The organism is Mycobacterium sp. IS-836 (assembly GCF_001954275.1).
Taxonomy (GTDB): domain Bacteria; phylum Actinomycetota; class Actinomycetes; order Mycobacteriales; family Mycobacteriaceae; genus Mycobacterium.
The window spans coordinates 96013-108609 of the sequence record NZ_MBEU01000062.1 but is presented as its reverse complement, the minus strand read 5'-3'; the positions used below and the strand labels follow the sequence as shown (position 1 = coordinate 108609).

The window sequence follows — 12597 nt, the reverse complement described above, 5'->3', positions numbered from 1 at the left end:
AGGGAGCCAATGTCGGCGATCGCGTTCTTGGGACTGGGCAACATGGGCGCGCCGATGTCGGCGAATCTGGTTGCCGCCGGACACATCGTGCGCGGGTTCGATCCGGTGCCGGCGGCGGCAGCAGCCGGAGCCGCGGGTGGCGTCACCATATTCGACAGCGCCGCCGAGGCGGTCGCCGCGGCCGACGTGGTGATCACCATGCTGCCCAACGGCGAGTTGGTCAAGCGCTGCTACGTCGACGTGTTGCCCACCGCGCGGGCCGGCGCGCTGTTCATCGACAGCTCAACGATCTCGGTCAACGACGCCCGCGAGGTGCACTCGCTCGCGGAATCGCAGGGGGTTTCGCAGCTGGACGCACCGGTCTCCGGCGGGGTCAAGGGCGCCGTCGCCGGGACGCTGGCGTTCATGGTCGGGGGCGACGAGTCCGCGCTGGAGCGAGCGCGGCCGGTGCTGGAACCGATGGCGGGCAAGGTCATCCACTGCGGTGCGGCCGGGGCCGGGCAGGCGGCCAAGGTGTGCAACAACATGGTGCTGGCGGTGGAGCAGATCGCGATCGGCGAGGCATTCGTGCTGGCCGAGAAGCTCGGGCTGTCGGCGCAGGCGTTGTTCGACGTGATCACCGGCGCGACCGGGAACTGCTGGGCCGTGCACACCAATTGCCCGGTGCCGGGCCCGGTTCCGACATCGCCGGCCAACAACGACTTCAAGCCGGGATTCGCGACCGCGCTGATGAACAAGGACCTGGGCCTGGCGATGGACGCGGTGACGTCAACCGGCTCGTCGGCGCCGCTGGGCACTCACGCCGCGGAGATCTACGCGAAGTTCGCCGCCGACCATGCCGACGAAGACTTCAGCGCGGTGATCGAGGTGCTGCGGGGCGGCTGAGCCAGAAACGGTGCGTCACTGGACCTTTCGGCCCAAAAACGCGGCGAGTTGATCCGCGGTCACACGCTCGGGTGCACACGGCTGCTCCTCGGCGAAGGGCTTGCCCCGCCCGCGGAACTGGGGCCCGACGAACGCCCGCACCGCGGCGAGTTGCTCGGCCGCCAATTCCGGATCGAGATCCGTCGGCTGCCCGGTGGCGGTCGCGAGGTCCCACGCGTGGGTCAGCACGTCGCTGGTGCGCAGTCCGATGAACATTTGTCCGGGGATCTCGGCGAATGGCAGCTTGAACATCATGGACATCCCGTCCGGACCAGCGAAGACGGCCTGTGCCGCGGCGGCGGACCCCCGGTGCGCCGCCGCGAGGTCGTCGGGCCGGGCCGGCGGCTCAATGGGGGTCTCCGCCCAGAGCCCAACGTGCTCGTTACCGCCGATGACGTGTTCGATCAGATCCCCGATCGCCCACTCCGAGCAGGGCGTCGGGGCGCCCAGCTGGTCGGGGCTGACGTTGGCGAGGACGCGGGCGAACGCGTCCTGAGCGCGCTGGTGAGCAGTGAGTGCGTCCATGCCTAGAAGTCTCCCGCGTTGCGCCGCAGACTTTCAATGGACGACACCAACGCCTGCGATTCGTCGGCCTTCATCCCGATGTCGGCGAACACCTGCTCGTTGAGGGTGACGGTGGCGTCCTCGACGGTGGAGCGGCCGAGATCGGTGATCTGCACCAGGGTCGTCCGGCCGTCGGTGGGGTGCGGCACCCGCTGAACCAGCCCATCGGCCTCCAGCCGGCGGATGGCATGGGTCACGCTGGTGACGTGAACCTGCAGCCGGTCGGACGCCTTGGTGATCGGCAGCGCGCCGGTGCGGCTGAAAGCCAGCAACCGCAGCAACTCGAAACGGGAGAAGCTCAAGTCATAGGGGCGCAGCGCGCTCTCGACGCGAGCCAGCAGGATCTGATGGGCGCGCATCACCGACGTCACCGCGACCATCCCCTGCGAAACATCGCCCCACCCGGCACGCTCCCAGTTGGCGCGTGCCGCCGCGATCGGATCCCGTTTGGAGGCGGCCACGCCCTTTCTTACCGCACTTGGAGCCCCGGCGTGGACTTTCCCACCGCGGACAGCACCGCCTGTGTCGACGCCCGGTTGCCCACGGTGACGCGTGCGCCGCCGTCCGCGTAACAGCGAACCTGCAGTCCGCTGTCGGCGAACGCCTCGCGCCACAGCCGACCCCTCGACGGCAGGTACACGAAGTTGGCGTGGGCGTCGGTGGTGTATATCCCCAGGGCGCTCAGGCGCATCCGGAGGTAGCGACGCTCGGCGGTTATCGATCGGATCCGTTGCAGCAGTTGGCCTTCGGCGTGGTAGGACGCCGCGACCGCGGGCAGGCTGGTCATCGCGATGCCGAACGGCAGCTGCTGGGACCACAGCATGCGGGCCAGCTCGCCGGAGGCCAGACCGTAACCGATCCGCAGGCCGGCCAGCCCGTAGGCCTTGGAGAAGGTCCGTACCACCACGACGTTCGGGAAGCGCCGAACCAGCGCCGCCACATCGATGCGGTGCTCGGCCGCGGCGAACTCGATGTACGCCTCGTCGAGCACCACGGCGGTATCGCGTGGCACGCGGCGCAGGAATCGGAACAGCTGGGCCGCCGGCTCGAGCGTGCCCGTCGGGTTGTGCGGCCGGCACACCACCACCACCCGCGCGGCCGCGGCGGCGTCGGCCAGCCCGTCGAGGTCGTTATGACCGTGCTCATCGAGCGCGACGGTCACCGACCGCAGCCGCGTCATCTCGGCGATGATCGGATAGCCGTCGAAGGTCGGCGTCGACATGGCGATCGCGTCCCCCGGCGCGGTCAGCGCCTGCAACGCCTGCAGCACCACCCCGGTCGCCCCGGCGCCCAGCACCACCTGGTCGGCGGGCACGCCGATGCGCCCGGCGATCAGGTTGCGCAACCGCTCGGGCAGAAACTCCGGATAGCGGTTGGCCGCATCGATGGAGCGGATCAATACCGACCGCACCGCCGGCAGCGGTGGAAACGGGTTTTCGTTCAGCGACAACGCATGCGGATCGATCGCGTCGGGAAACGCGTCGTCGAACTCGACCGCCAGGGGGCCCGCGACCATCAGCCTCGTCCGCCCCACCGCACCGCGGCCGCGCCGGCGAAATCACCGGCGTGCGCGAAGCCCGCCATCATCACCACGTCGCCCGCCCGGACCTGTCCGTCCGATATCGCGCGGTCGAGGTTCACCGGGATCCCGGCGCCGAACAGGTTGCCGCACTCTTCGAAGGTGTCGCGGTGACGTTCCTTGGGCAACTCGAGCGCTTCGCGCCAGTTGCGCAGGAACGCCCGGTTCGGTTGGTTGGTCACCAGCAGGTCGATTTCCTTGGCGGGCAGGCCGATTCGGTCGCAGACCGCCAGCGCGACCTCGGGAACCTGCCGGTTACCCCGGGCGAGCACCTTGGTGATCTTGTTTTCGGTGAACCCGATGCTGCCCTCGCCGAGCCCGGCCGCCCACCACTTGCGGGGCGGGTCGTAGGAGAGCGTCATCTCGCCCGCGTATTCGCCGTAGGTGCGGCACTCGACGTCAAGGATGGGCGAGTCGTCACCGACCGTGACCAACCCGACAGCCGCGCCGTCACCCGGCACCGCCGACTGCGCCTTGCGCCTGATCGTCGGTTGATCGAAGAACTGACCGGCCGCGTTCTGCGCGATGGCGATCAGCGCGCTGTGACCCTCGCCGGTCGACAGCAGCTTACGAGCCACGTTGAGCGCCAACACAAATGCGGCACAACCGCCGTTGTTCAGGTCCAGCACCCAGGAGGGTCGCAGGCCAAGCCGGTGAGCGATGCCGCCCCCTTCGCCGTAGAAGGCCATGTCCGGCACCTGGGTGTGGGTGATCAACACGTCCACGCCTTCGACGGCGTCGTGGCCATGGCGTTCGATCAGCCCCTGCGCGGCTCGTTCGATCATGTCGATCGCGGTCTCGTCCGGCGCGACGTGATGGCGGTACTTCGGGGCGCGGAACATGACGTTGTCGCGCAGGTCATCGGATTCGGCGAATTGCGCGTAGTACTCGGCGCCGATCGGCTCACCCGGCAGATAGGTGGAGACGTCGATCAGGCTGACGGCGGGCTGGCTCACGGTGTCCTCAGCTCATCCATTTCGGGGTGACCGGCAGGCCGTTGCGGTGGCGGTACTCGGCGATTGCCTTGAGGTTCTTCATCTCCAGCAGGTGGCCGGCGCCGAACATGTCCCAGAAGTCACCGACCCACACCGGGCGCCCGGGCGGCGCGGTCTCCGGATACGGGTTGTGGTCGTAGAACGGATGATGGCAATTGGTCCACAGCACAACCGAACCCGGCTTGTCGAGCACCACCTGAGCGTCGATGACGCGCATCAGATAGATCATCCACAGGTGCTTGCCCTGATCCCAGGCGCAGTGGTAGTCGACGGTCCGCGCCTGCTCGTTGACGACGGTGCGGGTGTAGATCTCGGTTTCCGAGCCGAGCCGGTCGTGGGCCAGCCACAGGCCCGGCTCGTCGGTGGTGGTGAAGCCGCGCAGGCTGTACGTCCACTCCTCGAGGCTGCGCGTGTCGGACATGTACTCGAACAGCTCGTCGGGCGGGCAGTCGATGTAATCGTTGACGGTGCAGTATTCGCCGAACACCTGGTCGTGCGGGTAGACCGAACGCATCATCTCCATGATGATCGGTGTGGCCTTTTCCCTGGGGCTGGTTTCGATGCGGACGACCCCGTCGATGGGTGTCGGAATGTCCTCAAGCGCTGGCAGCGACATCGGTTCGGTTCTCCTTCGAGGTTGGAATCTTTTCTGGGGCAGTGGCTTTGGTCGGCGCCTGGGCGAGGAACGGTGCGAACGGAGGGATTTCGTCGGCGGCGCACTCGACGCTGACCACCGCCGGCCCGTCGGCGTCCAGGGCCACGCGCATCGCGGCGGCGAACCCGCCCAGATCGGTGGCGTCAACGGATGTCAGGCCCGGGAACATGGCGGCCAGGCCCGCGCCGAGCCGGCTGGGACGGAATCGGTTGTAGCTGTAGAGATCGTCGTAGAACAGCTGCTCGCGAGTCACGCACATGGCGTGGGCGTTGTTGTTGAACAGCACGAACGTCACGGGCAGCCGGTACTGCACGGCGGTGTGCACCTCCATGCCGTGCATGAAGAACGCCCCATCGCCCGCGATCACCACGGTGCGGCCCCGGGACCGTCCACTCGTGGCTCGCCCGAACGCCATCCCGATGCCGGCCCCAAAGCTGTATCCCATGCCGCCCATGCCGAGCGCGACCGCGAACCTGCCGCCGCGGCGCGCACCGAGGTAATGGATCGCCGCCGCGCCGGTGTTGCCGGCGTCGACCACGATGTCCGTCCCGTCGGGCAGCGCATGGTCCAGCACCGCCATGGCGTCGCGGTAGCGCACACCATCGCCCTCGCAGGGAGGCGGCGTCAGCTCGGTGCGCCGCACCACATCGGGCACCCGCACGCCCGTCGGTCGTCCCCGCCCCGTCAGCGCCTGGGTGAGCATGCGCAGCGAGCCGCGCAGGTCCTCGGTGTGCACGTGAGTGCACGAAACATACGGCGGCGCGGACCCGATCGAGACCGTCCGCACCGCGGCCAGCGCATCGTCCAGTCCGGTCCGCGCGGTGACCGACAGCCGGGTGCCGACCACGAGGCAGACGGCGCTCGCCGCCACCGCTTCGGCCACGCCCGGGTGGCCCATCACGCCGGTCACGCCGAGCGACGACGAGGACCCGAGGCCCGGCGTGCCCGCGACGTCCTTGGCGTCGGGCACGGTGGCCACCCGCGCCCGCAACACCGCACGCAGCGCTTCGAGCTCGGCGCGGGCGTTATCGCGGGCGACCTGCTCGCCCGCGATGATGGTGACCGGGCCCTCAGCGTCGCGTAGCACCGGAACGATCGGAGCCGGATTGCCGATGGGACGCAGCTCACGGGCTGCATTGGCGCCGTCACCATCAATGTCGACGTATCCCTGCTGAATATCCTTGGGCAACAACAACACTGCCGGGCCGCCGGTGCGTGCCGCGGCAATGGCCTCCGACAGCGCGGGCGCGATGTCGGCCGGCGAGAGCACCCGCCGGCACCACAGCGACACCGCGGAAAACACCGCCTCGGCGTCCAGCGAACCGTTGCTGCCGCTGGTGTCCTGAAAACTGCCCCGGCCGTCCATCGTCGTGGCGGTTTGGCCGACCAACGCCAACACGGGAACGCGGCTTGTCAGCGACTCCCCGAGGGCCGCAACCAGGTTCAGCGCGCCGCCGCCCGAGGTTGCCGCGACCACACCCAGTCCGGCCCCGCTGCGGCTGTAGCCATCGGCCATGGTGGCCGCGGAGAATTCGTGCTTGGCCAAAATCGCCGTGATGTCTGTACGGAAATGCGCGGCGTCGTAGAGATCCTCGATGTTGGCACCATCCACGCCGAAGATGTGGTCGACTCCGATGGACGCGAGACGCTCGACGACGTGGTCGACCACGCGCTGCTCCCGAGGCATGTGTGTAACACGACTCGCGGGTAACTTCAGTTCACCGCGGGTGCGAAGTTTAGAGCGAGCGCTGCAGCAAGACCTGTCCGGTATCGGCGGATACCACCTGCACGGCGGCGATCTGGTCGATCGGCGTCGAGATGCTGCCCGCGGGCGTGGCGGTGTGGCCCGGTTCGGCCACCCAGGTCGCCAGCCGCGTCTGGCTGCCGTCGCGACCGACCACGACCATCGCGAGCGTGTCGTGGTGCGCATAAATCGGTGCGAGGCAGACGCACTTCAGGTTGATGAATGTCCCCCAGTGCTGGCTGGACAGCGACACCGTGGAGGTCAGCAGGGTGGTGCCGACCTGCGACATGTCCTGCGCGGACGCGACCTGTTGCGGCGGCGTCGAGAAATGCCCCTGCACGCCGACCAGCACCCCGACCCCCAACACGGCGGCCGCAGCGGACGAGGCCACCCAGGTGGTCACGCGGGTACGGCGGCGGCGCCAGCGCACCGTTGCCAGCAACGACGGCAACAGTTCCGGCGACATCTCCGGCGGGGCCGCTTGGGCGGGGCCGGATTCGCCGATCGCGGCCACCTCGTCATGGTCGAGTTGCGAGAGCAGGGCGGGCACGCCGCTGAGTTCGGCGACCGCCTCGCGGCACGCCGGGCAGCCGGCCATGTGCGCCTCGAATTCGCGGCGGTCGACGGCAGACAACGACCCCAGCACGTATGCGGCATCCCACATCGCGTAACGGTGGCTGTCTTCGATAGTCAAGCCAAGTACCTCGTTGTCACCGGGCGGGCCGATGCCCCATTGCGGCGTCCTCATGTCATCCATCTCCCGTCACCCTCAAGTATTCGGAGCCGACGACCGCCCGGATGGATCCTCGAACACAACCCCGGGCCGTCATCGCGTGACTCCAAGTTCCTGCAGAGTGAGCCGCAATGCCCGTACGGCATAGTGTAGTCGCGACTTCACTGTTCCTTCCGCGATCTCGAGATCCGCAGCAATCTGCGCGGTGGTCCATCCGCGGTAGTAGGAACGCTCGATGACGGCCCGGTGCTCCGCGGATAGTTGCACCATGGCGTCGGCGATCAGCAGCCGATCCAGCGCCGCGTTCACCTCGTCGGGCGTGGATTGCTCCGGCGCGCCCGCCTCGTCCAGCGAACCGACCACGTTGCGGTACCGCGCACTGCGCCGGTCGTCGATGATCATGTTGCGGGCCACGGTGAACAGCCATGCCCGCGCCGACCTGTCGGTGTCGCCGATGACTTCGGGGTGTTGCCACGCCCGCAACAATGTCTCTTGGACCACGTCTTCCGATTGGCTCGGGTCTCCGGTCAGGCGCAGCGCATAGCGCCACAAGACTGCGGCATGTTCGTCGTAGAGCGCCTTCATCAGAGCGGCTTCGGCAGACCCGGACGCCCTCCAAGTGCCGGCAACCCGAGCCACTCGATCACCTCCTGCCAACTGGAACGAGTCGAGCAGGTATTTAGTTCACTAAAGCGTCGGGGGTCAGGACGCGAGCGTCAGAATGCGCGGCCCGGTCTCCGTCACCGCGACGGTGTGTTCCCAATGTGCCGCCCGTGAGCCGTCGGTGGTAGTGACCGTCCATTGGTCGTCCAACACGGAGGTTTTGCCCGTGCCAAGCGTCAGCATGGGTTCGATGGCCAGCACCGATCCGGGGGCCAGTAGCGGGCCCCGACCCGGTGAGCCCTCGTTGGGCAGGAACGGGTCCATGTGCATGTGCCGGCCGATGCCGTGGCCCCCGTACCCCTCCACGATCCCGAATGCGCGGCCGTAGCGAGCCTCGGCGGCATGGGTGCCGGTCTCGATGGCAAACGAGACGTCGGTCAGGCGGTTCCCCGCCACCATCGCCGCGATGCCGGCTTCCAGCGATTCCCTGGTGGCCGCGCACAGCGCGTCGTCGGCCGGATCCAGCGCGCCCACCCCGAAGGTGATCGCCGCGTCACCATGCCAACCGTCCAGGACCGCGCCGCAGTCGATGGATACCAGATCCCCGGGCGCCAGCGTTTCCGCGGCGGACGGGATGCCGTGCACCACCCGATCGTTGACCGACGCGCAGATCGACGCCGGGTACCCGTGATAGCCCAGGAACGACGGGATCGCGCCGGCCTCGCGGATCACCGACTCCGCGATCTGGTCCAGGCTTAGCGTCGACGCCCCCACGACAGCCGCCGCGCGCACGGCGTCCAGCGCGGCCGCGACCACGGCGCCTGCGGCGGCCATCGCGTCGAGTTCCGCCGCACTGCGCTGCGGCACGACCCTGCGACCCCGCAGCCGTGCCAGCGGGCTCATCGCTACTTGCCCAGCGCTTGCAGCGCGCGGGCGAACACCTCGTCCATCGAGCCCACGGCGTCGACGGTCTTCAACTGGTCGCTGTAGTACTCCAGCAACGGGGCGGTCTCGTCGCGGTAGACGTTCATCCGATTGACGATGACGTCGTCGGTGTCGTCGGCTCGGCCCCGGCCCTTGAGCCGCTGGAACAACTCCTCCTGCGACACCCGGAACTCCAGCACCGCGTCGATGTCGGTGCCACGGCGTCCGAGCATTTCATGCAGCGCTTTGGCCTGCTCGAGCGAGCGCGGATACCCGTCCAGGATGAAACCGTTGGCCGCATCCGCATCGTCCAGCCGGTCGTCGACGAGCTGGTTCGTGAGGTCGGAGGGCACCAGGTCACCGGCGTCCAGATAGCGCTTGGCTTCCAGGCCGAGTTTGGTGCCGTCCTCGATGTTGCGGCGAAACAACTCGCCCGTGGAGATTTGCGGGATCCCGAGCTTCTCGGCGAGCCGTCCTGCCTGCGTCCCCTTGCCCGCGCCCGGCGGTCCCAGCAAAACGACTCTCACTTGAGGAACCCTTCGTAGTTGCGCTGCATGAGTTGACTCTCGATTTGTTTGACCGTATCCAAACCGACGCCAATCATGATCAGAACCGCCGTACCGCCGAAGGGCAAGTTCTGGACCGCTCCGCCATTGCCGATCTGCAGGAACAGGTTCGGCAGCACCGAGATCGCGCCCAGGTAGATCGAGCCGGGCAGGGTGATCCGGCTCAGCACATAACGCAGGTAATCGGCGGTCGGCTTGCCCGGCCGGATGCCCGGAATGAAGCCGCCGAATTTCTTCATCTCGTCGGCGCGCTCGTCGGGATTGAAGGTGACCGAGACGTAGAAGTACGTGAAGAAGATGATCAGCCCGAAATAGATGCCGATGTAGACCGGGTCGCTCGGGTCGGACAGGTAGCTGCCGACGAACTTGTCCCACCAGCTATTGCCCATGCCGCCACTGCCACTGCGGATCAGCTGGGTGATCAGGTGCGGTATGTAGATGAGCGACGACGCGAAGATGACCGGAATGACGCCGGCCTGGTTGACCTTGAGCGGCAGATACGTCGACGTTCCGCCGTACATGCGCCGCCCCACCATGCGCTTTGCGTATTGCACCGGGATGCGGCGCTGGCCCTGCTCGACGAACACCACGCCGACGATGATGATCAGCGCGGCCACGCACACGGCGGCGAAGATGACGCCGCCGCGGCTGTCCAGGATGGTTTTGCCCTCGGAGGGAATGCGCGCGGCGATACCGACGAAGATCAGCAGGGACATGCCGTTGCCGATGCCACGTTCGGTGATCAGCTCGCCCATCCACATCACCAGCGCCGCGCCGCCCGTCATCACCAGCACGATGACGACCAGCGTGAAAATGCTCTGATCGGCGATGATGTCCAGCGAGCAGCCCTGCAGCAGCCCGCCGTTGGCCGCCAGGGCCACGATGCTGGTGGCCTGCAGGACGGCCAGCGCGATGGCCAGATAGCGGGTGTACTGCGTCATCTTGGCCTGGCCGGACTGGCCCTCCTTGCGCAGTTCCTCGAACCGCGGGATGACCACGGTGAGCAGCTGCACGATGATGCTGGCCGTGATGTACGGCATCACCCCGACCGCGAACACGGTGAGTTTGAGCAGCGCGCCGCCGGAGAACAGGTTGATCAGCGAGTAGATCTGTCCCGCTTCGCCGCCGCTGGCCTCTTTGATGCACTGCTGCACGTTCGGGAAGTTGACGCCGGGCGACGGCAGTGCGGCGCCGAGCCGATAAAGGACGACGATGCCAAGAGTGAAGAGAATCTTCCGTCTCAGGTCGACTGTCCGCAGCGATGAGATGAAAGCCGAAAGCACTCTTCCTCCTGCGCAGCCGTGGGTGGCCCTCCGTCACGCGCCCAACACCCGCAGGCCAGGACGTACGGCCGTCCTATATCTCCAGCGCGTCAAATCGTGTACGAGACTAACAGCTGACTTGCGTAGGCCCCGCAAGGCGTAGAGTTCTGGTGGCTCGTTGCATTTGCTAAATAAGTGGGGAGCGCGATGACACGGACCGATCAAGACAGCTGGGACCTGGCCTCCAGCGTGGGTGCCACCGCGACGATGGTCGCCGCGGCGCGGGCGCTGGCCAGTGGCGGAACCGACCCGATCATCAACGACCCGTACGCCGCGCCGCTGGTGCGCGCGGTCGGGCTCGATTTCTTCCGCCGCCTGGTCGACGGTGAAATCGTCTCCACCGAAAAGCCCGACGGCGGCGAACGCGACCTGGCGCTCGAGACCGATTCGATCGCGGTGCGCACCCGCTTCTTCGACGACTTCTTCCTGAACGCGGCCCGCGACGGGGTTCGCCAATCGGTGATCCTGGCCGCCGGCCTGGACGCCCGCGCCTATCGGCTGTCCTGGCCGCCCGGCAGCGTGGTGTACGAGGTCGATCAGCCCCAGGTCATCGAATTCAAGAGCGCCACGATGGCGGCCCTGGGCGCCGCGCCGTCCGCGGACCGGCGAACCGTCAGCATCGACCTGCGAGAAGACTGGCCGGAGGCGTTGCGCGCCAGCGGGTTTGACGTCACGCAGCCGACTTCCTGGAGCGCAGAGGGCCTGCTGATGTACCTGCCGCCCGAAGCCCAGGACCGGCTCTTCGACAACATCACCTCGATGTCCGCGCCGGGAAGCAAGCTGGCCACCGAATACCATCCCGACTCCGGTATAGCGATGTCCGATCGCGCCGCCGAATTCAACCACCGGTGGGCCAATTTGGGCTGCGACATCGACCTGTCCGGGCTGTTCTTCGACGGCGAGCGCAGCAACGTCATCGAGTACCTGAGCGGTCGGGGCTGGCAGGTGCACTCGCGGCCACGGCGGGAGATGTTCGCCGATTACGGTCTCGTCTTCCCGGACGACGACGAGCTGGCGCAGTTGCGCAACATCACCTGCGTCACCGCAACCCTCGGTTAGGACGCCCATGACACAGAGCGACACCAAGCGATTCGACGGCGACAGTTGGGATTTGGCGTCCAGCGTCGGAGCCACCGCCACCGCGGTGGCAGCCCGGCGGGCGATGGCGTCCAAGGGCCCGAACCCGCTCATCGACGATCCATTCGCCGAGCCTCTGGTGAACGCGGTGGGTGTGGACGCCTTCATCCGGATGATGAACGGGGAAATCGAAGTCGCCGAGGACGATCCGGCCTTCACCCCGCGCCGCCTCGGTGAGGGGATGGCCGTTCGCACCCGGTTCTTCGACTCCTTCTTCATCGAGGCGGCCGAGGCCGGGATACGCCAGGCCGTCATCCTGGCTTCCGGCCTCGACACCCGCGCCTACCGGCTGCCGTGGCCGGCCGGCACCGTCCTCTACGAGATCGACCAGCCGAAGGTGATCGAGTTCAAGACCCGCACCCTGGCCGACCTCGGCGCGGCCCCGACCGCCGACCGCAGGGCCGTCGGGATCGACCTGCGCGACGACTGGCCGGCGGCGTTGCGCGACACCGGATTTGACACCACGCGGCCCGCGGCCTGGATCGCCGAAGGCCTGCTGGGGTACCTGCCGCCGGACGCGCAGGACCGCTTGTTCGACAACATCACCGCGCTGAGCGCCGCGGGCAGCAGGCTGGGCACCGGCTACGTGCCGAACATTCGCGAACGCATCGAAAGGCGGGGGCAGGAGATCAGCGAGCGCTGGCGGCGCCTCGGATTGAACCTCAACTGGGCCGACTTGGTCTATCCCGGCGAGCGCAACGACGTGGTCGACTACCTGGGCGACCGCGGCTGGCGGGCGACGGTGCACAGCACGCAGGAACTCTACGCCGCCAACGGTTTTGAATTCCCGGACCAATCGATGGTCGCGTTCGGCGATATCCGATACGTGTCGGCAGAGCTGACTTAGGCTG

Annotated in this window: 14 protein-coding genes; 3 read left to right on the top strand and 11 right to left on the bottom strand. The window is 67.6% G+C overall.

Features of this window, described 5'->3' with window-relative positions; genetic code table 11:
* Positions 1-9 precede the first annotated feature (9 nt).
* Positions 10-885, top strand: coding sequence for a 3-hydroxyisobutyrate dehydrogenase (mmsB, locus tag A5747_RS17080; RefSeq protein ID WP_076126295.1), 876 nt, complete (start codon positions 10-12; stop codon positions 883-885).
* Positions 886-900: 15 nt separating this feature from the next.
* On the opposite strand, the gene A5747_RS17075 is transcribed toward mmsB, so the two are convergent.
* The 11 genes from A5747_RS17075 to secY form a co-directional block, all read right to left on the bottom strand.
* Positions 901-1449, bottom strand: coding sequence for a TIGR03086 family metal-binding protein (locus A5747_RS17075; RefSeq protein WP_076126293.1), 549 nt, complete (start codon positions 1447-1449; stop codon positions 901-903).
* A 2-nt stretch (positions 1450-1451) separates the two neighbouring features.
* On the bottom strand, positions 1452-1949 hold the full coding sequence (locus tag A5747_RS17070; RefSeq protein ID WP_076126291.1) for a MarR family transcriptional regulator: 498 nt from the start codon (positions 1947-1949) through the stop codon (positions 1452-1454).
* A gap of 8 nt (positions 1950-1957) precedes the next feature.
* On the bottom strand, positions 1958-3004 hold the full coding sequence (locus A5747_RS17065) for a histidinol-phosphate transaminase (protein ID WP_076126519.1): 1047 nt from the start codon (positions 3002-3004) through the stop codon (positions 1958-1960).
* A complete protein-coding gene (locus A5747_RS17060; protein ID WP_076126289.1) occupies positions 3004-4023 on the bottom strand; it encodes a 3-oxoacyl-ACP synthase III family protein in 1020 nt (339 codons plus the stop codon). The genes A5747_RS17065 and A5747_RS17060 overlap by 1 nt, the downstream gene beginning before the upstream one ends.
* Positions 4024-4030: 7 nt before the next feature.
* Complete coding sequence (locus A5747_RS17055; RefSeq protein ID WP_076061587.1) at positions 4031-4678, bottom strand: SRPBCC family protein; 648 nt, start codon at positions 4676-4678, stop codon at positions 4031-4033.
* Entirely contained in the window at positions 4659-6404 is a 1746-nt protein-coding gene (locus A5747_RS17050) for a thiamine pyrophosphate-binding protein (RefSeq protein ID WP_076126287.1), read from the bottom strand. Before A5747_RS17050 ends, A5747_RS17055 begins: the two co-directional genes overlap by 20 nt.
* 49 nt (positions 6405-6453) lie before the next feature.
* Positions 6454-7209, bottom strand: a complete 756-nt coding sequence (locus tag A5747_RS17045) for an anti-sigma factor (protein ID WP_233148077.1) — start codon at positions 7207-7209, stop codon at positions 6454-6456.
* A 78-nt stretch (positions 7210-7287) separates the two neighbouring features.
* Positions 7288-7833, bottom strand: a complete 546-nt coding sequence (locus A5747_RS17040) for a sigma-70 family RNA polymerase sigma factor (RefSeq protein WP_076126283.1) — start codon at positions 7831-7833, stop codon at positions 7288-7290.
* A 63-nt stretch (positions 7834-7896) separates the two neighbouring features.
* The gene (gene map, locus A5747_RS17035) at positions 7897-8700 is read right to left on the bottom strand and encodes a type I methionyl aminopeptidase (RefSeq protein ID WP_076126281.1); all 804 of its coding nucleotides are present in this window, start codon (positions 8698-8700) and stop codon (positions 7897-7899) included.
* A 2-nt stretch (positions 8701-8702) separates the two neighbouring features.
* Complete coding sequence (locus tag A5747_RS17030; RefSeq protein ID WP_076126279.1) at positions 8703-9248, bottom strand: adenylate kinase; 546 nt, start codon at positions 9246-9248, stop codon at positions 8703-8705.
* Positions 9245-10570 carry a preprotein translocase subunit SecY gene (gene secY, locus A5747_RS17025; RefSeq protein WP_076126277.1) on the bottom strand — a complete coding sequence of 442 codons (1326 nt, stop codon included), beginning with the start codon at positions 10568-10570 and terminating at the stop codon, positions 9245-9247. The genes A5747_RS17030 and secY overlap by 4 nt, the downstream gene beginning before the upstream one ends.
* 186 nt (positions 10571-10756) lie before the next feature.
* On the opposite strand from secY, the gene A5747_RS17020 reads away from it, so the two are divergent.
* Both A5747_RS17020 and A5747_RS17015 read left to right on the top strand, forming a co-directional pair.
* The gene (locus tag A5747_RS17020) at positions 10757-11668 is read left to right on the top strand and encodes a class I SAM-dependent methyltransferase (protein ID WP_076126275.1); all 912 of its coding nucleotides are present in this window, start codon (positions 10757-10759) and stop codon (positions 11666-11668) included.
* A 7-nt stretch (positions 11669-11675) separates the two neighbouring features.
* Positions 11676-12593 (top strand): class I SAM-dependent methyltransferase, encoded by a 918-nt coding sequence (locus tag A5747_RS17015; RefSeq protein WP_076126273.1) that lies wholly within the window; start codon positions 11676-11678, stop codon positions 12591-12593.
* Positions 12594-12597 lie beyond the last annotated feature (4 nt).